The organism is Streptomyces sp. NPDC001941 (assembly GCF_040296945.1).
In the GTDB taxonomy this organism is placed as follows: Bacteria; Actinomycetota; Actinomycetes; order Streptomycetales; family Streptomycetaceae; genus Streptomyces.
Genome location: NZ_JBEOYE010000028.1, coordinates 82,411 through 103,243 on the forward strand (window position 1 = coordinate 82,411; position 20,833 = coordinate 103,243).

The following is a 20,833-nucleotide window of genomic DNA, read 5'->3' on the forward strand; positions in this document are numbered from 1 at the left end:
CGACCAGTCGGCGGCCGGCTCAGCGGTACGGGTCAGGCGGCCGGGGTCGCGGGAGCCGTGACCGTACGCGCGACCGCGCGCTCCTCGGCGTGGGCCAGCCAGAAGAAGACCGGGGGCAGGACCAGTTCGAGGACGGTGAGCGCGACCTGGAACCAGTGCGGCCAGCCGTGCACGGCGAGCGAGATCAGCCGTCCGACGCCGCCCAACAGGAAGACCGCCGCCAGGAGTTGCACGGCACGTGCCGGGACCGGCCGCTGACGCGCGGCCCACAGCCAGGCGATTCCGTATCCGGCGAAGGCGGCTCCCATGAACCGGCCCCAGCTGTCGACGGTCGCCCCGGCCGAACCGGCCCCCGGGATCGCGGCGTTGCCCAGGGCGACATGGGACAGGCCGATCGCGACGCACGCCCATCCCGTCAGCTGTGCGAGTACGCGCAGAGTCCTTGCCATGATCCCTCCGAGCTGTCCCGGCGGTGCCTGATCGGTGCGTGTCGACCCGTGTCCCTCTGTGTCCACCAGAGTGGGTGCGTTAGTAGACACATGTCAACTAGTCTGCGCCCGTGCCTCCTCGCCGACGCCTCAGCCCCGCCGACCGCCGCGCCCAGCTGCTCGCCGTCGGAGCGCGGCTCTTCGCCGCGCGCCCCTACGACGACATCCTGATGGAGCAGATCGCCGAGGAGGCGGGCATCTCGCGCGCCCTGCTGTACCGGCACTTCTCCAGCAAGCACGACCTGTTCGCGGCCGTGTACCAGCAGGCCGCGGACGCGCTGCTCGACGCGTCCGTGCTCGACCCCGCCGACTCGCTGGTGGAGCAACTCGTCAAGGGCATGGACGTCCACCTCGACTACTTCACGGCCAACCGCCACGCCGTCCTCGCCGCGAACAGGACGCTCGTCGGCGACCCCGTGGTCCAGACGATCATGACGAACGAGCTGGACCAGCTCCGTACACGCCTGCTGGCCGTGCTCCCCCTCGCCGACCCCCGCACCCGCGACGCGGTGTCGGGCGTGCTGAAGAGCTGGCTGGTCTTCGTCCAGGTCCTCTGCGTGGACTGGCTCGCCCACGAGACCTGCACCCGCACCGAGCTCCGCGACGCCTGCGTCGGCGCGGTGCTCGGCGCGCTCCGCCCCCTCCTCGCCGAGGACCCGGCCCCCGACTGGCCGCCGCACGGGATCGGCGAGGGGGCGTAAGGGCCTGCCCCCCTGCAAAACAGGCGTAAGGGCCTGACCCTCCCCTGCAAAACACAAGGACCTGCCCCCTGGTCGAGGGCGTCCCGTCAGTTCTCCGCGCTTCCCGCGCGCGCCTTCGGCGTGCGGGTCCAGCCCAGGTCCGCGCGGCGCAGCGACTGCGAGCAGTGCAGGAATATCTCGTCGATCTCGACGACGACCGCGAGGGCCGGGCGCTTGCCGTCGGCGGCGAGGTCGTCGAAGAACGGCGCGTCGGAGACCACCCGGGCACGGCCGTTCACGCGCAGGACCTCGGGGCTGCCGGGGACGAGGTGGAGCAGGCCGACGTGCGGGTTGGACAGGATGTTGCGCAGGCTGTCGCCGCGCCGGTTGCCCGGGCGTTCCGGCAGGACGAGGGTGCGCGGGCCCAGTGCCCGTACGAACCCGGCGTCGTCCCCGCGGGGCGAGGCGTCGCAGTTGCCGTCGGCGTCCGAGGTGGAGACGACGCACAGCGGGGAGCGCGCCAGGATGTCGAGGTCGCCCTCGGTCAGCTCGCCGTGCACCTTGTCGATGACGATCGGGTGCGGCTCGCCGAGGAGCGCCGCCAGCTCGTCCTCGTCCCGCACTTCCCGCCACGGACCGCCGGAGGTGGCACGGGCCGGTGCGGGGGTGACGGGAGCCGGTGCGGGGGCGGAGGGCAGGGACGTGACGGGCGGGTGAGTGTCGTACATCAGCGCTCTCTCACGGTCGGGTCCAAGGTCCCCAAGGTGGGGACGAAAGCCCGCCAGTTGGGCCGGAAGCCGTTGTTAGGGTCGCCTTACTCTATTCGAACGGCACGGGGCGGCTGCCGCCTGCCCCCGCAAAGGAGCAGGTGGATGCCCGGACAACGCCACGCCCGGAGCGTGGTCCCCGGGACGCCCCCGGCCCCCGTACCCATCGCGGAGGCACCCGTCCGCCGCCCCGCCGCCCGCTCCGCGGGCGTCCGCGCCCTCGGTCTGGCCGGCCTCCTCGTCGTCCTCGCCCTCGTCGTGTGGGCGAGCCTGATGGTCGGCTCCGGACGGGTCGCGGCCGCGGACGTGCTGCCCGCGCTGTTCCACCCCGACCCGACGGACAAGGCGCAGCTGATCCTGCGCGAGGTCCGTGTCCCGCGCACCGCCGCCGGACTCCTCGCCGGTGTCGCACTGGGCCTCGCCGGTACGGTCATGCAGGGCGTGGCCCGCAACCCGCTGGCCGACCCGGGCATCCTCGGCGTCAACGCGGGCGCCTCCGCCGCCGTGGTCTTCGCCCTGAGCGTCCTGGGCATGACCGACCCCTCCCACTACATCTGGTTCGGGTTCCTCGGCGCGCTCGTGGCGTCCGTCGTGGTCTTCGCCGTCGGTTCCATGGGCCGCGACGGCGCGACACCGGTCAAGCTGGCCCTCGCCGGGGCCGCCACCAGCGCCGCGCTGCTGTCCCTGACCACCTCGATGCTGCTCACCGACTCCAGGTCCTTCGACCAGTACCGGTTCTGGCAGGTCGGCTCGCTCACCGGGCGCGATCCCGCGGTCCTGTGGCAGGCCCTGCCGTTCATCGTCGTGGGCGTCCTGCTCGCCCTGCTCCTCGGACCTCACCTGAACGCCCTGGCGCTCGGCGACGACCTCGCCCGCGCGCTCGGCCAGCGGGTCGGACCGGCGCGCGCCGCGTGCGCGGTCGCGGTGGTCCTGCTGTGCGGGGCGGCGACCGTCGTCGCGGGTCCCATCGCCTTCCTGGGCCTGGTCGTCCCGCACGCCGCCCGGCTGTGCACGGGCCCCGACCACCGCTGGGTGCTGCCGTACAGCGCGGTGATGGCGCCCGTGCTGCTCCTGACGGCGGACATCGTCGGCCGGGTGGTCGCCCGTCCCGGCGAGATCCAGGCCGGGATCGTGACCGCCGCCATCGGCGCCGTCCCGTTCGTCGTCCTCGTACGCCGCCGGAAGACGGCCGGCCTGTGACCGAGAACCGTACGCACCCGACCGGCGCCCCCACGCGCGCCCAAGCCACTTCCCCCGCCGCGCGCGCCGAAGCGGTCGCCGTCCTGCGCGCCCTGCGCCGTACGCGCCGCACCCGGATCGTCCTCGTGCCGCTCGTCCTGGCGGTGGCCGTCATCGCCGTCTTCTGCGTGTCGCTGAGCGTCGGCGACCTCGACGTGCCGCTGCGCGACGTCGTCACCGCCCTCACCGGCGCGGCCGACCCCGGCACGCACTTCATCGTGGTCGAGCTCCGGCTGCCCCGCGCCCTGCTCGCCCTGCTCGTGGGTACGGCCTTCGGCCTGGCCGGCGCGCTCTTCCAGGCGCTGCTGCGCAACCCCCTGGCCAGCCCCGACGTCATCGGCATCACCCAGGGCGCGAGCGCCGCCGCCGTACTGGGCTCGCTCGGCTTCGCCCTCAGCGGCGTCCCGCTGTCCGCGGCGGCCCTGGCCGGAGCCCTGCTCACCGCCGCCGGCATCCACGCCCTCGCCCGCCGGGGCCACGTCTCCGGCGCCCGCTTCGTGCTCGTCGGCATCGGCATCGGCGCCGCCCTGTCGAGCATCACCTCCTACCTGCTGACCCGGTCGCAGGTGGCGGAGGCGCAGAACGCCCTGGTGTGGCTCACCGGCAGCCTCAACGGCAGCGGCCTCGCCCAGGTCTGGCCGCTGCTCGGCTGTCTGCTGGTGCTGCTTCCGCTCACCGCGCTCGCCTCGCGCGACCTGGAGCCGCTGCGCCTGGGCGAGGACACCGCCGCCGGGCTCGGGGCCGCCGTGGGGCGCGGCCGTGCGCTGCTGCTCGCCTGCGCGGTGGCGCTCGCCGGAGTGGCCACGGCGGCCGCCGGGCCGGTCGCGTTCGTCGCGTTCGTCTCCGCGCCGATCGCGCGCCGCCTGGCGCCCCGCTCGGGCGCGGCGCTCGTCCCCTCCGCCCTCACCGGGGCGCTGCTCGTCCTGTGCGCCGACTTCGCGGCCCAGCACCTGATGTGGTCGGGCCAGATGCCCGTCGGCGTCGTCACCAGCCTGATCGGCGCGCCCTACCTGCTGTGGCTGCTCGCCCGTACGAACAAGAGCGGACGCACCGGATGACGTACGAGAAGCAGACCCCCTCGCCCGCTACGCACCCGCACGACAAGGACGCCGACATGCCCTCAGGCACCCCCACCCTGGGCACCCGTGACCTGCGACTGGGGTACGACGGGCGGGAGATCGTGCGCGGCCTGACGCTCGACGTACCGCCCGGCCGCATCACCATGATCGTCGGCCCCAACGCCTGCGGGAAGTCCACGCTGCTGCGCTCCATGGCCCGGCTGCTGACCCCCCTGTCGGGCAGCGTGCTCCTGGACGGCCGCGACATCCACCGCACGCCCACCCGCGAGATCGCCGCCCGGCTCGGCATCCTGCCGCAGACCCCGGTCGCCCCCGACGGCATCACCGTCGCCGACCTGGTCGGCCGGGGCCGCTACCCGCACCAGGGCTGGCTGCACCGCTGGACGCCCGAGGACGACGCCGCCGTCGCCGACGCGCTGCTGGCCACGGACGTGCTCGACCTCGCCGACCGCCCGGTCGACGAGCTCTCCGGAGGCCAGCGCCAGCGCGTCTGGATCGCGATGGCGCTGGCCCAGCGCACCGGCATCCTGCTGCTCGACGAGCCCACCACCTACCTGGACGTGAGCCACCAGCTCGACGTCCTCGACCTCCTGGTCGACCTCAACCAGGAGCACGGCACCACCATCGCCGTGGTCCTGCACGACCTGAACCTCGCCTGCCGGTACGCCGACCACATCGTCGCGATGCGCGACGGCGAGGTCATCGCCGAGGGGCCGCCCGCCGAGGTGGTCACCGAGGAACTGGTCGCCCACGCCTTCGGGATGAGCTCGACCCTGATCACCGACCCGGTCTCGGGCACGCCCCTGATCGTCCCCATCGGCCGTCACCGCACGGGCGACCGCACGCACTGACCCGTTCGACCCATACCGCCCAGCACCGCACCGTACGAACCGCGAGGTACCGCTTCCCCATGGCTCCCATCAGCCCGCTCACGCCCCAGCAGCCCCACCAGTCGCAGCAGACCACCACGCCGCGCGCCCGCCGCTCCCGGGGGAAGGCCGCCGTCGCCCTCGTCTCCGCGCTGGCCCTGGCCTCCGTCCTCGGCGCCTGCTCCACCGGCGGCAAGGACACCGCGTCCGACTCCCCGGGCGACAACGGCGGCGGCAGCGGCTTCCCGGTGAAGGTCGCCACCAAGTTCGGTGACATCAAGGGCGACAAGAAGCCGCAGCGCGTGGTCGCCCTCGGCTGGGGCGACGCGGAGACCGCGCTGGCCCTGGGCGTGCAGCCGGTGGGCGCGAGCGACTGGCTGGCCTTCGGCGGGGACGGCGTCGGCCCGTGGGCCAAGGGCCTGTACTCCAAGGGCCCGCAGAAGATCGGCACGCTGGAGCCGGAGTTCGAGAAGATCGCGGCGCTCAAGCCCGACCTGATCCTCGACACCAAGTCCAGCGGCGACCAGAAGCGCTACGACACCCTCAGCAAGATCGCGCCCACCATCGGGGTGCCGAAGGGCGGGGACCAGTACCTGACCAACTGGGAGACGCAGACCACGATGGTCGCCGACGCCCTGGGCCTGCACGACAAGGGCGAGCAGCTGATCACCGAGGTCGAGGAGAAGTTCAAGACCGCGTCGGCCGCGCACCCCGAGTTCAAGGGCAAGACCGCCACCACCGGCTCCCTCACCAGCGTCGGCTACGGCGCCTACGTGAAGGGCAGCGGGCGCGTCGACTTCCTCCAGCGCCTCGGCTTCACGAACAACCCCAAGGTGGACGCCAAGGCCGGGAAGTCCTTCTTCATCGAGGTCTCCCGCGAGGACCTCGACCTGCTCGACGCCGACCTGCTGGTCGTGGGCCCCATCGGCGTGCCCGCCTCCAAGGTCAAGGACGACGCCCTGTACAAGGAGATCCCCGCGGTGAAGGCCGGGCACGACCTCGTGTTCGACCCGAAGTCGGACCTGAGCACCGCCTTCGCCACGGACTCGGTGCTGTCGGTCTCGTACGCCCTGGACAAGGTCGTCCCGGAGATCGCCAAGGTACTGAAGTAACCCGCCCGGCCCCGACTCCCGTACGCCCGGCCCGGGCGCCGCGATAATCACGTGCGCCCGTCGCGGGCGGTCCCAACAATGGCCGCATGACCTGGACTTTCCTCCCCGAGCCCGTCGACGCCCCCGAATCCCTGGCGCTGCGCCGCGACTACTACGCGGACGTGGCCGGCCGCTACTGGGGCCGGCCCGCGACCGGGGCGGAGGTCGACGAGGGGCTCGCGGGCGACGGGGTGGAGCTGCTGGTCCCGCCGACGGGCGGGTTCGTGGTGGCCCGGCTCGGGGGCGAGGCGGTCGGCTGCGGCGGGTTCCTGATGCTGGACGGGGACCGGGCCGAGCTGACCCGGGTCTTCCTGCGCCACGGCCACCGGGGCAGGGGCGGCGCGGGGCCGCTGCTGCGGGCGGTCGAGGACGGGGCGCGCGAGCTGGGGGCGCGCCGCATGGTGCTGAACACCCGCCTGGACCTGGTGGAGGCGCGGGCGCTCTACGCCCGGCACGGGTACGCCGAGATCCCTGCGTACTGCACGGGCCCGTACATGGAGGTCTGGTACGGAAAGGAGCTCTAGCGAGTGCCTTCGGCGAGGCCTGCCTATCCTGCGTCGGTGGAACTGATCTTCGAACGAACACGACGCCTCCTCCGGTTCGCGCTCGGCGCGACGGTGGCGGCCACCGTCCTGTTGCCCGCCCAGCCCGCCCAGGCCGCCGCCGGCCTCGACCCCTTCAGCACCAACGCGAAGCTCACGCGCATCGACGGCGACAAGTCGAGCCTGATCGCCTCCGTCGAGGCGGCCGGAGTCGCCAGGGCTTCCGTGACGGAGGTCCTCGGCGGGCGCACCGGCCGCCCGGGCCTGTGCCACGGGACCGGGCTGAACGGGGCCCTCGCCCCCGACGGCTTCTGCTGGGACCAGGACGACGACCTGACCGGGTACGACGACGCGAGCGGCGGCTGGATGCCCCAGGGCTTCGCCGGGGCCCACGCGGCGACCGCCGACGGCCTGTACGAGGGCAAGCACCTGTACGCGGCCTCCTGGTACTTCGGCAAGTACGACAACGGACCCAACGAGGAGTACACGCGGGTCTCGCTCGCGCAGTCGACCGGTGACAAGGTCACGTACGGGCACATCGCCCTGGTCGAACCGGTGAACGGCAACTTCAAGCCGCTGTCGTACCTGTCGCACGCCGACGGCGTCGCCTGGTACGGCAACCGGCTGTTCGTCGCCAACGGCGTCGAGCTCCAGGTGTACGACCTCTCGCACATCTGGCGGATGGACGACACCACCCGCGCGGGCACGGGCCGCGTGGACGGCCGGAGTTCGGCGCGATACCACCGCTGGGCGCTGCCCCTCGTCGCCCGCTACAGCACCAACAGCACGGCCGTCACCGACACACCGGCCACCGCGTTCCCCGGCGGCAACCCGCGGGCCTGCGGCCCGTCCAACAACGAGCTGTGCCTGAGCAGTCTGAGCGTCGACCGCTCCGGCTCCTCGCCGAGCCTGGTGTCCGTGGAGAACCGGACGGGCGCGGGCGCCCGCATCGTCCACTGGCCGCTCGCGTCGCTGGCCACGGGGACGCCGGCCCAGGTGGCCGCGCGCCCCACCGGGTACACCACTCCCGTCTGGGGCGTGCAGGGCACGGCCACGGACGGCGTCCGGTACTTCATGAGCGGCAGCTGCCCGGCGACCTGGCCCGGGGGCGACAAGCTCTACTCCTGCGTCCACGTGGCGAAGCCGGGTGAGGCGCCGCACGTGCTGACCCAGTCGCCGTTCCTGACGCAGGGCCTCTCGTGGGACCCCCACGCGAACCGCCTCTGGGGGCTCAACGAGGCGCTCGACGGAGGCGGGTCGGGCCGGCGCGTGGTGTTCTCCGTCAACCCCGACGCGGGGAGGGAGGCCGGGGGCTGGGGCTGGATGTCGAACAACAACCGCCCCGGCTTCGTCTGCGCCACGCCCCAGGGCGACGCCGTGGACAACGGCACGCCGGTCACCGTCTGGCCGTGCTCCGGATCGGAGAGCCAGCGCTGGCGCTTCGACAACGGGCTGATCGTGCACAAGGCGAGCGGCAAGTGCCTGACGCCCAAGGGCAACGCCTCCGACGTGGACGGCACGGTCCTGACCCTGTGGACCTGCAACCCGGCGAGCGACGTGCAGAAGTTCGCCGCGAGCGGCGGCACCATCAGCAACGGTCACGGCAAGGCGATCACGCCCAAGGGCAACTCGCTGGCCAGCGGGGTGTGGCTCACCCTGTGGTCGAAGGCGGACCCGAGCGCCGACGTCCAGGAGTGGGTGGTGCGCGGCTTCTAGGCGTATCGATCACGAGCCTCGTCAACGCGGGTTCTACTCGTACTGATCACGGGCGTTCTCAACAGGGCCGGGTCCTCGGGACACCCGGTGACGGTGGCCGCGGCCCATGCGGGCCGCGGCCGCCGTCACTCCCCCTCGACCAGCCGGAACCCCAGGCAGACCACCGGGGTGTGGTCCTCCACCGCGGTGCCCAGGCGGCCCCAGTAGCGGCGGTGGCCCGTGCGCCAGTCCTCCAGGGTGGTGTCGCCCTCGCCCTCGGCCCGCGCGTGCTCCCAGGTGACCTCGCCGAAGCAGGTCACCGCGACGGCCGTGATCTCGATGACGGCGACCGGTTGTCCCCGGTCGTCCAGGAGGGCCATCCGTTCGCCGGGGTACTCCAGGCCCTCGGCCTCCTTGACGTACTCCTCCATCAGACCCGTCGTGGTCGTCTTGCGGCCCGCGAGGACCAGGGAGTTGAGCCGGGTCCTGATCCCGTCCGGCGTGCCGAGTTCCATCGAACGCATGCCGTCAACCCTGGGCCACACCGGTCATCATCCCCTCGCGGGCGCCTTCGGCCGGCGGGTCGCCCTCCGGTGAGGATAGGGGATCCGGGGGGCGGCACGGCCGTCCCCGCCTCCCGCCAGTTCAGGGGGGTTTCAGCCACGTTCGTAGCGCGGTGCGCGCTTCTCCACGTACGCGCGCATGCCCTCCTCCCGGTCCGGCAGCCGGAACAGCTCGTGGAACGCGCGGCGTTCGTAGCGGACACCGGCGGCCAGTGGCGCCTCCTGGGCGTACTCGACCATCTCCCGCGCGGTCGCGACGACGGGGTCGCTGTACGAGGCGATGGCCCGGGCCGCTTCGAGCGCCTCCGGCAGGAGGCGGTCCGGGGGCAGCACCCGGGAGACGAGCCCGCAGCGCTCGGCCTCGGCGGCGTCCATGGTGCGGCCGGTGAGGACGAGGTCCATGGCCTTGGCCTTGCCGACGGCGCGGGTGAGCCGTTGCGTGCCGCCGATCCCGGGGATCGCCCCGATGGTCACCTCGGGCTGGCCGAAGCGGGCGTTGTCGGCGGCGAAGACGGTGTCGCACAGCAGCGCCAGCTCGCAGCCGCCGCCCAGCGCGTGCCCGGCGACCGCCGCGATCTTCGGGGTGCGCAGGGCGGCGAACTCGTCCCAGCCGCCGAAGTAGTCCTCGGCCACCACCTGTTCGTAGGTCTTGTCCGCCATCTCCTTGATGTCGGCCCCGGCGGAGAAGGCGCGGTCGCTGCCGGTGATCACCAGGCAGCCGATCGCGGGATCGCGGTCCAGGGGGTGGGTCCTGGCGAGGAGTTCGTCGAGGAGGGCGGTGCTCAGGGCGTTGAGCGCCTCGGGCCGGTTCAGGGTCACCAGGGCGACGCGGTCGTACCGGTGGATGTTCACGAGTCCCATATCGCTCCGCACGCGGGTATGCCGCGGGTCTCCAGGCCGTGGACGACCTGCCAGGTGAGCTTCTTGTTGGAGATGCAGATGACGGCTTCGGCGCCGCTGGTGCGGTACGCCTGGTAGGCGAGCCTGACCATGTCCGGCTTGCCGTGGACCGCGGTGTCCCACACGATCGCGGCCGGCTGCGCGTCGAGGATCTCGTCCACGAGCGCGTCGCCGTAGGTGCCGCGGGGGTCGCGCGCCGACCAGACGAGGGTCGAGGGCACCTCGCGGGCCAGCAGGTGGGGCAGGCAGGGGCCGATGCCGCTGCCGGTCGCGACGTACACCACGCGCTTGAACAGGACTTCCACGTTGGCCACTCCGGCGGTGGTGATCCCCTTCACCCACAGGTGGGTCGGCGGTTCGTCGATCATCCGGCCCGTCCAGTCGCCGGCGCGGGAGACCGCGAGGCGGAAGCCGTCCTCCTCGGGCGCCGGGATGTTGGCGAAGGAGTGCCACTCGCTCAGCGGGGACCGGCTGACCGCGGTCGAGGACCCAGGGAAGGGCGTGTGGTGTCCGAAGCGGACCACCGCCACGTGCGAGGAGGGCCGTTCGACATCCACGGGGACGCGGCGCAGGCGGGTCCAGGGGTGGGCGACGCTCAGGGTGATCACGAGCATCAGCCACACGGCCGGGTCGCCGGCCAGCCGGGCCCCCAAGCCGGTGCCGTCCGCCTCGGCGGTCGCGAGCACCAGGGTCTGCGCCCAGAACGCCGCGAGGACGGTCCAGCCCGCGAACCGGTGCGTCCGCTCGAACAGGTCGTGGAACCGGGCACGCACCGGCGGGAGCGCGGTCACGATGATCCCGACCAGGAACAGGCAGGTCCCCCAGGTGATCGCCAGGAGGGGTGCGGACGCCGAGCGCGCGGCGGTCACGACGTACGCGAGGTACCAGAGGGTGCCCGCGACCGTGGCGCCGACGTGCAGGCCACCGAAGTGGTAGACCTTCGCGAGCGTCCAGCGCACCGGCAGCGGCCAGGTGGCGGGCGCGGCCGTGGCCAGCCGGAAGAGCAGGTTCACGACGTGCTGCTGGCGGATGACGATGCCGACGGTGAAGTTGACCAGCGCGATGAGCGAGAGCGTGCGCGGGGTCGGTGCGTCCGGCAGGTGCCGCCACAGGACGAGGGCGTTCGCGAGGAACACGAGGGCGATCAGGCGGTTGTAGTGCATCGCCCGGGGGTGCTTGCCGACCCGGCGCCACCACGCCGACCTCTCCGGCAGGCGCACCTCGTCCAGGGCCACCGGTGCGGCGGGTTCCGGACGGGTCGCCACGAGGCCGCTCATCAGGCGGCCCGCGCGGGCGCGCGGTGAGGCGCCGCGGTCATCCGGAGCAGGGCCGCCTTGTCGGTCTTGCCGCGGTCGGTGAGGGGCAGCCGGTCGAGGAGCCGCAGTTCGCGGGGGATGGCGTAGTACGGCAGGGAGTGGCCCAGGGCCTGTCGGGCCAGGGCCAGGTCGACGTCCGTACCGGTGAGGAAGGCGACGAGGTCGCGGTCGCCGACCTTGACGGTGGCGGCGCTCTCGACGCCGGGCACGGTTTCGAGGACGGCGGAGACCGAGTCGAGTTCGACGCGGAAGCCGCGGACCTTGACCTGGTCGTCCGTGCGGCCGAGGGGTTCGAGGCGGCCGTCCTCGGTCCAGCGGCCGAGGTCCCTGGTGCGGAACATCCGGCGGCCGCCGCCGAGGAACGGGTCGGGCGCGTAGCGCTCGTCCGTCAGCCGCGGGTTGCCGAGGTAGCCGGTGGAGACGCAGTCGCCGCCCGCCCACATCTCCCCCACTTCGCCGATCGCGCAGGGGCGTCGGAAGCGGTCGAGGACGTAGACGGTGTTGTTGGGCGTCGGGGTGCCGATGGTGAGCGGGCGGCCGGGCAGGTGGAGGTGGAGCGTGTTGACGATGGTGACCTCGGTGGGCCCGCAGCCGTTCCAGAAGGCCGCCCGCGCCGCCCACCGGTCCGCGAGCGCCTCGGGGCAGCGCTCGCCCGCGACGGCGACGACCTCCACGCGCGGGGTCCGGTCGGGGTCGATCCCGGCGAGGATGGTCGGGGTCGCGATGATGACGTGGCAGTCGCGGACCGACTCGGCGATGTCGGGGCCGCGCAGTACCAGGGTGCCGCCGTTGGCCAGTGTCCCCAGGATCTCCCAGGCGGCCATGTCGAAGGCGATGTTGAGGATCTGCGCGACCCGGTGGCCGGGCCGGATGCCGAGGTCGCCGGGGCTGGTGAGGAGCAGGTTGGCGACGTTGCGGTGGGTGACCTCGACGCCGTTCGGGGTGCCGGTGGTGCCCGAGGTGAACAGCACGTAGCAGCCCGTGTCGGGCGAGGGGGCGGGTGCGGTGCGGGCGGACGGTGCCGCTCCCGGTGGGGTCGTCGCCATGACGTCCTCGACGTCGAGCAGCAGGGGCACGCCCAGCGGGGCGAGCGCGTCGCGGTGGTCGGCCGTGGTGAGGGCGACGCGTATGCCGGCGGTGTCCACGACGTGCCGCAGTTGCCTGGGCGGCGCGATGCGGGCGTCCTGGGGGACGTACGCAGCGCCGGCCTTCAGGGTGGCCAGGATGCCGACCACCATGGGGAGCGAGCGGTGGAGGAAGAGGCCCACGCGGTCGCCGGGGCGGACGCCGGCCGCGGCGAGCAGCCGTGCCAGGTGCTCGGCCCGGCGGTCGAGCTCCGCGTAGCTGAGGACCCGGCCCGCGTGCTCGGCCGCGGGCGCGTGGGGCTGTTTCCTCGCCCAGTGCTCGAAGGCCTGGTGGACCAGCGGGAACCCGGGTGCGGCGGCGGGGCCGCGGCCGAAGCGCCGGAACCGTTCTCGGTCGTGCGGCGCGAGGTGGTTCAGGGGCGCGGTGGCGAAGGCGTTGCGTGTCATGGCGGGGACCCTTCCGGTCATGGCGGGCACCTTTCCGGGCGCTTGTGCCGAAGTGGCGTTGCGCACAAGAAAAGCCAGGAAAAGGTCAAAAAGACAGGAAAACCGGCCGTACGTCATAGATCGGTAAGGCCCTCCGCCATGGGTCGGCAAGGCCCTCCGCACGGGCCGCCGAGGGATGCTCCGGGTGTCCGTACGGCCTATCCGGAATGGCGGTGATCACGCCGGTGACGTGCAGTGTTCCTTGAAATCCCGGCACTGGTCCCGGGAGGCTCGGGAAAGGGTTGTCGGGTGAGGGCTGATCGTTTCGTGCGGCCGGTGGGCCGGGCGGCGCTGGCGGTGGCGGTGCTGACGGCGGGCTGGCTGGCGGGCCCGGTGACCGGCGGCGCGGGGGCCGCGAGCCACGTCGACGCCCCCTCCACGGCGGCGGACCTGCCCATCGACGGCAGCGACCTGTACGCGTTCACCAGCCCCGACGACCCGTCCATGGTGACGATCGCGACCGACTACCACGCCCTGCAGCTCCCGGGCAGCCCGTTCGCGCTGTACCCGCACGCCGTGGACACCCGCTTCGAGATCCACGCCGACTCCAGCGGCGACGGGCGCCCTGACGTCACGTACCGCTACACCTTCACCACCGAGGACCGCCGGCCCAAGGGGACCGTCGCCGCGGTGACGGGCCCCGTGCGCTCGCTGGAGGACCCGGCGGTCGTGTTCCGCCAGCGCTACACGCTGCAGGAGCTGCGCCCCGGCCGGGCGCCGCGCACCCTGGTCGGCGGCGGCGCGGTGGCGCCGTCGTACGCGGGAGCACGCCTGATGCCCGACTACGACGCCCTGCGCAAGGACGCCACGGCGGCGCTCCCGGGCGGCGGCCGCACCTACGTGGGGCAGATCGCGGACTCGTTCTTCTTCGATCCGGCGCTGTACGTGAAGATGCGCCTCGCGATCCCGTTCGCGCCGTCGATCAACCCCACGGCCGTGTTCAACGCGGGCACGATGACGCTCCAGGTCCCCAAGAAGGCCCTCGCCCTGCGCGGGGACCCGGCGCGCAACCCAGTGGTCGGCATCTGGGCCACGGCGTCGCGCCGCTCGATCAGGCTCGACGACCCGGACGCGGACCCGTACGTGCAGGTGTCCCGGATGGGCATGCCGCACTTCGTCGAGACGATGGCGCCCGACAGCCTCCCGGTCATCGGCGTCCCCGGGGGCACTGCCGACCAGTACCAGGCGCGCGTGCCGTACGACGACGGGGACTGGGCGACCCTGACCGACCTGGTCCGCAGGCCCTTCGCCGCGCGCAACGTACAGCTGTCGACGGGCACGAAGGCCCCGGCCGAACCGCGCGACGACCTCTTCGCGTACGTCTTCAGGGGCGTGGCCGGGGTCAACGCCCACAGCCTCAACAAGGACGCGGCACCGGCGGGGCTCAGGCCGGCCGAGATGCTGCGGCTGAACATGTCGACACCGGTCGCCGCGAAGCCCGCGCCGTACACGATGTTCGCCGGCGACCCCCAGGGGTTCCCCAACGGCCGGCGCTTCGAAGACGACATCGAGGCGGTCAACCTGCGGATCATCATGGGCGGCCTGCGGGGCGTCCCCACCGAGAAGCTGACCCCGCCGAGCCTGGTCAACAAGCCCGCCAAGGCGCCGACGCGCACGTTCCCGTACCGCGCCCTGCCCCACTGACCAGCCACACGCCTTGGCCGCTTTGATGCGTTCTGGTCTTTACGCGCCCTTTGCGGGCCCGCTGCCACCCTGTGAAGACTCTCTCCCGGTGAACCGGCCCCTCCCCCGCCACGGCCCCTCCCCCTCTCCCCCGACGGAGCAGCCATGCGCCCTTTCCCCGCGAACCCCCCGCCCGACGACGGCGACGACGGCCCCTGCGGTCCCGCGTGGTCCGCACTCGCCATGTCCGCCGAACGCCTCCCCGAACACGTCCGCACCCTGCGCACCACGGTCCGGGTCTGGCTGCACCGCGTCTGCCTGATGCCGGAGGACCGGGCGGACGCGGTGCTGCTGCTCATCTCCGAGCTCGCCGGGAACACCGTCCGCCACGGCACCGGCCCCACGCTCGCCTGCCGCGCCTGGAGCACCGGCGCCGGGCTGCTGCGCATCGAGATCGACGACCCCACCCGGGAGCGCGTCCCGCGGGCGCGCACCGCACCCCTGCTCGCCGAGTCCGGCCGCGGCCTGTTCCTGGTCAACGCCTTCGTACGCGAACTGGGCGGCGCCTGGGGCCACTACGACGGCGGCGTCACCGCCTGGTGCGAGTTCCCGCTCACGGCCGGGCCCTCGGCGGCCTGAACACCCGCCCTTCGCCGCCGGGGTGACGAGCCATCAGGAGTACGGAGTGACGGGGATCGCGCCGCCGGTCAGTCGCCGAGGATCCGCTCCCACAGCAGCGCGTCCCGCCAGCTCCCGTCGAGCACGATCGAGGAGTGCGAGACGCCGTACGGGCTGAACCCGTTGCGCCGCAGCACGTGTTGCGACGCCAGGTTCTCCAGGTCGGTGGCCGCCTCGGCGCGGTGGAGGCCGAGCTCCTCCTCCATGAGCCGGAGGACGAGGCCGACGGCGCGCCCGGCGTGACCCCGGCCCTGGACCGTGGTCGCGACCCAGTAGCCGACCGAGGCCCGGCGCAGGTGCGGCTGGGGCAGGATCCCGCCGACGGTGACCTGCCCGACCACCTGGTCGTCGGCGAGCACCACGCCCGGCCAGACCGTGCCGGCCTTGTGCCCTGCCAGCAGGCCCTCGATCCGCTCCTCCTGGCCCTCCGGGGTGAAGAACGCCTCGGGCTGGGCCGCCTCCCACCGCCGGAACGCCTCGGCGTCCCGCACCCGGTGCGCGGCGATCACGGCGGCGTCGGCGGGCTCTATCAGGCGGATCCTGGTGCTGTGCTGCATGTGCTGGTCCTCGTCGTGGTGGAGCGGTCGGGACGTGCCAGCCTAGGTGTACCGGGACGCCGCGTACTGACTGACGGGGCGCGCGGTCTGAGCGGGGGGTGCCCTACGGAGCGGTCTGGCCGGCGACCTTGCCGCCGGCCTTGCCGCCCGTGCGCGCCCGGGGCATCGCCCTGAGCTGTTCGATGTGGCGCCGCTGGAGCCCCGCGGCCCGGTCCATGAAGTCGGCGATGACGGCGACCTGGTCCGGGGTGAACTCCGCGGCGATCATCTGCTGGCCCTCGTCGACCAGCGGGGCCATCAGCGCGTACGCGGTCTTCTGGAACTCGGGGGTGGCGCGGATGACGCTCTTGCGCCGGTCCGTGGGGTGCGCCTGGCGGGCCAGGTAGCCGGCCTTCTCCAGGCGGTCCAGGAGGGCCGTGGTGCTTCCGGTGGTCAGGCCGAGGCGGTCGGCGAGCTGGCTGGGGCTGGCCTCGGGCAGTTCCTGGAGGAGGATCTCCAGGCAGCGCAGGTCCGTCTCGTTGACGCCGAGGTGACGGGCGAGCTCGCGGTCGAAGTCGTCGACGGCGGCCTGGTAGGCGCGGGTGGCCTCGCCGAGCCGGTGCTGGGGCGGTTGCTGGCTGGCGGCGGTCATGGCTCCCGTGGTCCCTTCACAGTCCTGTGGCTCGACCATCAAGTTACCCCAGAGGGGTGGGACGTCCGGTCACGCTCCGGAGGTGCGGTCCCCGACTGCCCTGCGGGGCAGCGCGAAGCACAGCACGGCGCAGAGCAGGTAGGCGCCGATCGCCCAGAGCGCGGCGTGGCTGATGGCGTCGGTCAGGCCGTGGCCCGCGCGGGAGAAGAAGACGTTGCCGATGACGGCGACGCCGAGCGCTCCGCCGAACTGCTGGGCGGTGGAGAAGATGCCCGACGCGCCGCCGGCCAGGCCGTCGGGGACGGCGGAGAGCACGATGTTGACCAGCGGGATGATCAGCAGGCCCAGGCCGATGCCCGCGACCACGAGGCCGGGCACCAGGGGCCAGGCGCCGGTGTGCTGCGCGCCGGCGTGCTGGGTGGCGTGGTGGACCCAGGCGAAGCCGCCCGCCATGACCAGGCCGCCGAGCACCAGGACCGTACGCCCGAGCCTGCCCACCAGGTCGTCGACCATCGGGGCGGACAGGATCGTGCCGCCGGAGAAGGCGACCATGAGGACGCCGGCCTGGACGGGGGTGTACCCCTGGCCGTTCTGGAGCCAGATGGTGAAGGCGAGCATGAAGCCGGACATGCCGCCGTAGAAGACCAGTTGGACCAGGAGTCCGGCGCTGAAGGCGGCCTTGCGGAACAGGGCCACGGGCAGCAGCGGGTGCGCGACGCCGCGCCGGGCCTCCAGGACGCTCAGGGCGACGAGCGCCAGGACGCCGGCGGCGAGCAGCAGCCAGCCCCACAGCGGCCATCCGTTGTCGCGCCCCTGGACGAGCGGCAGGACGATGGCGACGAGCGAGGCGGCCAGGACGAGGTTGCCGACCAGGTCGATCCGGCCGCGGGCGCGCTCCTGTCCGCCGGGGATCCAGGCGGTGCCGAGCGCGAGGACGACGAGAGCGACCGGGACGTTGACGGCGAAGATGGTGCGCCACCCCCAGCCGAACAGGTTCCAGTCGGTCAGCACGCCGCCCAGGAGCACGCCCGCCGCGACCGCGAGGCCCGCCATGGCCCCGTAGACGGCGAAGACCTTGCCGCGCTCCTTCTCGTCGAACAGCGTCCGGAACGAGGCCAGGACCTGCGGCAGCAGCACGGCCGCGGCGACGCCCTGGAGGGCGCGGGCCGCGATCAGCGTCCCGGGGCCGGGGGCCGTGGCGCTGGCGAGGCTGGCCAGGGCGAAGAGACCGACGCCGGTCAGGAACACGGGCTTGCGGCCGTACCGGTCCCCCAGGTGCCCGGCGATGATCAGCGCGGAGGCGAAGCCGAGCATGTAGGCCGAGACGGTCCACTGCAGCTGGGCGGCACCGGCACCCAGGCCGCGGCCGATCGAGGGCAGCGCGGTGTTGACGATCGAGCCGTCGATCATGTCCATCAGCGCGGCGATGATCATGACGACCGCGGCGGCCCAGCGCTTGGGGTGGGCCCCTGGCGCGGGGGCGGTGGGGGACGGCGCCCCTGCGGCGGTTCTGCTGGACGTGGACATGTGATCTCCCGGATGTCTCTCGGTTTCCATACAGCTCGACTTTCGGCTTACTTGACAGTCGAGCTACTTCAAGACTGTGGGCAGATATCTCGAATGTCAAACGAAACGTCGGAGCTCGTACGGGCGCTCGGGCGCCCGGACGCTCTGGCGTTCCTTGAGCGCGGGCACGTAGGGTGATCCACGCAGCTGGTTCGCCCCGTCCGCCAGGCGGGATGCGTCGCAAGAGGGAACCCGGTGGGAATCCGGGACTGCCCCGCAGCGGTGAGCGGGAACGACCGCCGTCATACGCACTGGACCCCGAGACAGGGGCCTGGGAAGCGACGGCCAGTAGGTGTCCTCCTTGAGGGCGTGCCCGCGAGTCCGAAGACCTGCCACCTGCCCGGACGCGCTCCCCGCGCGTGCGGACATCCCGGTGACCTCGTGGGCGGGTCGGCGTGAAGAGCGGGTGGACGACAGCGCCTCGACGCGCGCCGTACCGCCCCCCTCTCGTCACTCCTTCGCACCCGCGGCCGTCCCCGGGATCCCAGGGATACGTCTCTCGAAGGAGATCTCCGTGACCAGCAGGACCGCAGCCGCGGCAGCACGCGCCACCGTGTACGGCTACCCCCGCCAGGGCGCCGACCGCGAGCTCAAGAAGGCGATCGAGGGCTACTGGAAGGGCCGCGTCACCGCCGACGCGCTGCGCGCGACCGCCGCCGGGCTGCGCCGCGCGAACTGGACCAGGCTCGCCGAGGCCGGCATCGGCGAGGTCCCGACCGGGGACTTCTCGTACTACGACCACGTGCTCGACACCACCGTGATGGTCGGCGCGGTCCCGGACCGGCACCGCGCCGCCGTCGAAGCCGACGCGCTAGACGGCTACTTCGCGATGGCCCGCGGCACCCAGGACGTCGCGCCGCTGGAGATGACCAAGTGGTTCGACACCAACTACCACTACCTGGTGCCGGAGCTGGGGCCCGACACCGTCTTCACGGCCGACTCCTCGAAGCAGGTCGCCGAGCTCAAGGAAGCGCTCGCTCTCGGGCTCGCGGCACGGCCCGTCCTGGTCGGGCCGGTCACCTACCTGCTGCTCGCCAAGCCCGCCCCCGGCGTCCCGGCCGACTTCGAGCCGCTGACCCTCCTGGACCGGCTGCTGCCGGTGTACGCGGAGGTGCTCGCCGATCTGCGCGCGGCGGGCGCGGAGTGGGTCCAGCTCGACGAGCCCGCGCTCGTCCAGGACCGCACCCGCGCCGAACTGGGCTTCGCCGAGCGGGCGTTGCGGGACCTGTCCGCCGCCACCGACCGGCCGAAGCTGCTCGTGGCGTCGTACTTCGACCGGCTCGGGGAGGCTCTGCCGGTCCTCGCCAAGGCTCCGGTGGAGGGCCTGGCCCTGGACTTCACCGGCGCCGCGCGCGCCAACCTCGCGGCGCTCGCGGCCGCCGGCGGCCTGCCCGGCAAGCGCCTGGTCGCCGGCGTGGTCAACGGCCGCAACATCTGGGTCAACGACCTGGAGAAGTCCCTGGCCACCCTCGGCACGCTGCTCGGCCTCGCCGACCGGGTCGACGTCTCCGCCTCCTGCTCCCTGCTGCACGTGCCGCTGGACGCGGCGCTGGAGCGGGACATCGACCCGCAGATCGTGCGGTGGCTGTCCTTCGCCCGGCAGAAGACGGACGAGATCGTCACGCTCGCCAAGGGCCTGCGCAGCGGCACCGACGCGATCGCCCCCGAACTGGCCTCCAACCGGGCCGACCTGGCCTCCCGCGCGGGCTCGCCCATCACCCGCGACCCGGCCGTGCGGGCCCGCGCCGCCGCCGTCACCGACGCGGACGCCCGCCGACCGCAGCCGTACCCCGAGCGGGCCGCCGCCCAGCGCGCCCACCTGGGCCTGCCGCTGCTGCCCACCACGACGATCGGCTCCTTCCCGCAGACCGACGAACTGCGCGTCGCCCGGGCCGACCTGCGCGCCGGGCGGATCGACACGGCCGGGTACGAGGAGCGCATCGAGGCGGAGATCAAGGAGGTCATCGCCTTCCAGGAGAAGACCGGCATCGACGTCCTGGTGCACGGCGAGCCCGAACGCAACGACATGGTGCAGTACTTCGCCGAGCGGCTGACCGGCTACCTGGCCACCCAGCACGGCTGGGTCCAGTCCTACGGCACCCGCTACGTGCGCCCGCCGGTGCTGGCCGGGGACATCTCCCGCCCCGAGCCGATGACGGTGCGCTGGACCTCGTACGCCCAGTCCCTCTCCGACCGGCCGGTCAAGGGCATGCTGACCGGTCCGGTCACCATGCTCGCCTGGTCCTTCGTCCGCGACGACCAGCCGCTCGCCGAGACGGCGCGCCAGGTCGCGCTCGCGCTGCGCGACGAGGTGAACGACCTGGAGGAGAGCGGCACTTCGGTGATCCAGGTAGACGAGCCCGCGCTGCGCGAAACCCTGCCGCTGCGCGCCGCCGACCACCCCGCGTACCTGGCCTGGGCCACCGAGGCGTTCCGCCTGAGCACCAGCGGGGTGCGGCCGGAGACCCAGGTCCACACCCACATGTGCTACGCCGAGTTCGGGGACGTCGTGCAGGCCATCGACGACCTGGACGCGGACGTGATCAGCCTGGAGGCGGCGCGCTCGCACATGCAGGTGGCCCGGGAGCTGGCGGCGCACGGCTACCCGCGTGAGGCGGGCCCCGGCGTGTACGACATCCACTCGCCGCGCGTCCCCGGCGCCGAGGAGGCCGCCGCGCTGCTGCGCACCGGCCTTGAGGCGATCCCCGCCGAGCGGCTCTGGGTCAACCCGGACTGCGGCCTGAAGACCCGCGGCTGGCCCGAGACGCGGGCCTCGCTGGAGAACCTGGTCACGGCCGCCCGTACGGTGCGCGGCGAGCTCGGCGGGGCGACGGCCTGACCCGGCCGGTCCGGTGAGCGGCGCGGGGGGGGGGGGGGGGCGGGCGCCCCGCCGCCGGCGCCCACCCCCCCCCCCCCCG

At 73.2% G+C, this 20,833-nt stretch carries 19 protein-coding genes and 1 riboswitch; of the genes, 10 read left to right on the forward strand and 9 right to left on the reverse strand.

Annotated features, from left to right (window positions below; genetic code table 11):
* Positions 1-32: 32 nt before the first annotated feature.
* On the reverse strand, positions 33-449 hold the full coding sequence (locus tag ABT160_RS20275; protein WP_351649062.1) for a DUF4345 domain-containing protein: 417 nt from the start codon (positions 447-449) through the stop codon (positions 33-35).
* 110 nt (positions 450-559) lie between these two features.
* On the opposite strand from ABT160_RS20275, the gene ABT160_RS20280 reads away from it, so the two are divergent.
* The gene (locus ABT160_RS20280) at positions 560-1,189 is read left to right on the forward strand and encodes a TetR/AcrR family transcriptional regulator (protein ID WP_351649063.1); all 630 of its coding nucleotides are present in this window, start codon (positions 560-562) and stop codon (positions 1,187-1,189) included.
* 86 nt (positions 1,190-1,275) lie between these two features.
* On the opposite strand, the gene ABT160_RS20285 is transcribed toward ABT160_RS20280, so the two are convergent.
* Complete coding sequence (locus ABT160_RS20285; protein ID WP_351649064.1) at positions 1,276-1,896, reverse strand: MSMEG_1061 family FMN-dependent PPOX-type flavoprotein; 621 nt, start codon at positions 1,894-1,896, stop codon at positions 1,276-1,278.
* 144 nt (positions 1,897-2,040) lie between these two features.
* Here ABT160_RS20285 and ABT160_RS20290 point away from each other — a divergent pair, with 144 nt between their 5' ends.
* From ABT160_RS20290 to ABT160_RS20315, 6 genes are all read left to right on the forward strand, one after another.
* Positions 2,041-3,135: a FecCD family ABC transporter permease gene (locus tag ABT160_RS20290; RefSeq protein WP_351649065.1), complete on the forward strand. Its 1,095-nt coding sequence runs from the start codon at positions 2,041-2,043 to the stop codon at positions 3,133-3,135.
* The gene (locus tag ABT160_RS20295; protein WP_502984269.1) at positions 3,132-4,232 is read left to right on the forward strand and encodes a FecCD family ABC transporter permease; all 1,101 of its coding nucleotides are present in this window, start codon (positions 3,132-3,134) and stop codon (positions 4,230-4,232) included. The genes ABT160_RS20290 and ABT160_RS20295 overlap by 4 nt, the downstream gene beginning before the upstream one ends.
* A 56-nt stretch (positions 4,233-4,288) precedes the next feature.
* Positions 4,289-5,104 (forward strand): ABC transporter ATP-binding protein, encoded by an 816-nt coding sequence (locus ABT160_RS20300; protein ID WP_351649085.1) that lies wholly within the window; start codon positions 4,289-4,291, stop codon positions 5,102-5,104.
* A 59-nt stretch (positions 5,105-5,163) separates the two neighbouring features.
* Entirely contained in the window at positions 5,164-6,234 is a 1,071-nt protein-coding gene (locus ABT160_RS20305; RefSeq protein WP_351649066.1) for an iron-siderophore ABC transporter substrate-binding protein, read from the forward strand.
* 86 nt (positions 6,235-6,320) lie between these two features.
* Positions 6,321-6,797: a GNAT family N-acetyltransferase gene (locus tag ABT160_RS20310; protein WP_351649067.1), complete on the forward strand. Its 477-nt coding sequence runs from the start codon at positions 6,321-6,323 to the stop codon at positions 6,795-6,797.
* A gap of 36 nt (positions 6,798-6,833) precedes the next feature.
* Positions 6,834-8,531 (forward strand): RICIN domain-containing protein, encoded by a 1,698-nt coding sequence (locus ABT160_RS20315; RefSeq protein ID WP_351649068.1) that lies wholly within the window; start codon positions 6,834-6,836, stop codon positions 8,529-8,531.
* Between the two features lie 125 nt (positions 8,532-8,656).
* Here ABT160_RS20315 and ABT160_RS20320 read toward each other — a convergent pair whose 3' ends face one another.
* The 4 genes from ABT160_RS20320 to ABT160_RS20335 all read right to left on the reverse strand — a co-directional run bounded on the left by ABT160_RS20320 (position 8,657) and on the right by ABT160_RS20335 (position 12,821).
* Positions 8,657-9,034, reverse strand: coding sequence for an ASCH domain-containing protein (locus ABT160_RS20320; protein ID WP_351649069.1), 378 nt, complete (start codon positions 9,032-9,034; stop codon positions 8,657-8,659).
* A gap of 132 nt (positions 9,035-9,166) precedes the next feature.
* The gene (locus ABT160_RS20325) at positions 9,167-9,934 is read right to left on the reverse strand and encodes an enoyl-CoA hydratase-related protein (RefSeq protein ID WP_351649070.1); all 768 of its coding nucleotides are present in this window, start codon (positions 9,932-9,934) and stop codon (positions 9,167-9,169) included.
* Positions 9,922-11,250 (reverse strand): FNR domain-containing protein, encoded by a 1,329-nt coding sequence (locus ABT160_RS20330; protein WP_502984270.1) that lies wholly within the window; start codon positions 11,248-11,250, stop codon positions 9,922-9,924. Before ABT160_RS20330 ends, ABT160_RS20325 begins: the two co-directional genes overlap by 13 nt.
* Entirely contained in the window at positions 11,250-12,821 is a 1,572-nt protein-coding gene (locus tag ABT160_RS20335) for an amino acid adenylation domain-containing protein (protein ID WP_351649072.1), read from the reverse strand. The genes ABT160_RS20330 and ABT160_RS20335 overlap by 1 nt, the downstream gene beginning before the upstream one ends.
* A gap of 288 nt (positions 12,822-13,109) precedes the next feature.
* On the opposite strand from ABT160_RS20335, the gene ABT160_RS20340 reads away from it, so the two are divergent.
* Entirely contained in the window at positions 13,110-14,504 is a 1,395-nt protein-coding gene (locus ABT160_RS20340; RefSeq protein WP_351649073.1) for a DUF4331 domain-containing protein, read from the forward strand.
* A gap of 144 nt (positions 14,505-14,648) precedes the next feature.
* Positions 14,649-15,122 carry an ATP-binding protein gene (locus tag ABT160_RS20345; protein WP_351649074.1) on the forward strand — a complete coding sequence of 158 codons (474 nt, stop codon included), beginning with the start codon at positions 14,649-14,651 and terminating at the stop codon, positions 15,120-15,122.
* 68 nt (positions 15,123-15,190) lie between these two features.
* Here the strand turns inward: ABT160_RS20345 and ABT160_RS20350 are convergent, their stop codons facing one another.
* The 3 genes from ABT160_RS20350 to ABT160_RS20360 all read right to left on the reverse strand — a co-directional run bounded on the left by ABT160_RS20350 (position 15,191) and on the right by ABT160_RS20360 (position 17,876).
* Entirely contained in the window at positions 15,191-15,718 is a 528-nt protein-coding gene (locus ABT160_RS20350) for a GNAT family N-acetyltransferase (RefSeq protein WP_351649075.1), read from the reverse strand.
* Positions 15,719-15,821: 103 nt separating this feature from the next.
* Positions 15,822-16,349 carry a MarR family winged helix-turn-helix transcriptional regulator gene (locus ABT160_RS20355; RefSeq protein ID WP_351649076.1) on the reverse strand — a complete coding sequence of 176 codons (528 nt, stop codon included), beginning with the start codon at positions 16,347-16,349 and terminating at the stop codon, positions 15,822-15,824.
* Between the two features lie 69 nt (positions 16,350-16,418).
* A complete protein-coding gene (locus tag ABT160_RS20360; RefSeq protein WP_351649077.1) occupies positions 16,419-17,876 on the reverse strand; it encodes an MFS transporter in 1,458 nt (485 codons plus the stop codon).
* A gap of 170 nt (positions 17,877-18,046) precedes the next feature.
* Positions 18,047-18,266: riboswitch (cobalamin riboswitch) on the forward strand.
* 163 nt (positions 18,267-18,429) lie between these two features.
* Between ABT160_RS20360 and metE the strand changes: the two genes are divergently transcribed.
* Positions 18,430-20,754: a 5-methyltetrahydropteroyltriglutamate--homocysteine S-methyltransferase gene (gene metE / locus ABT160_RS20365; protein ID WP_351649078.1), complete on the forward strand. Its 2,325-nt coding sequence runs from the start codon at positions 18,430-18,432 to the stop codon at positions 20,752-20,754.
* The last annotated feature ends 79 nt before the right edge of the window (positions 20,755-20,833 follow it).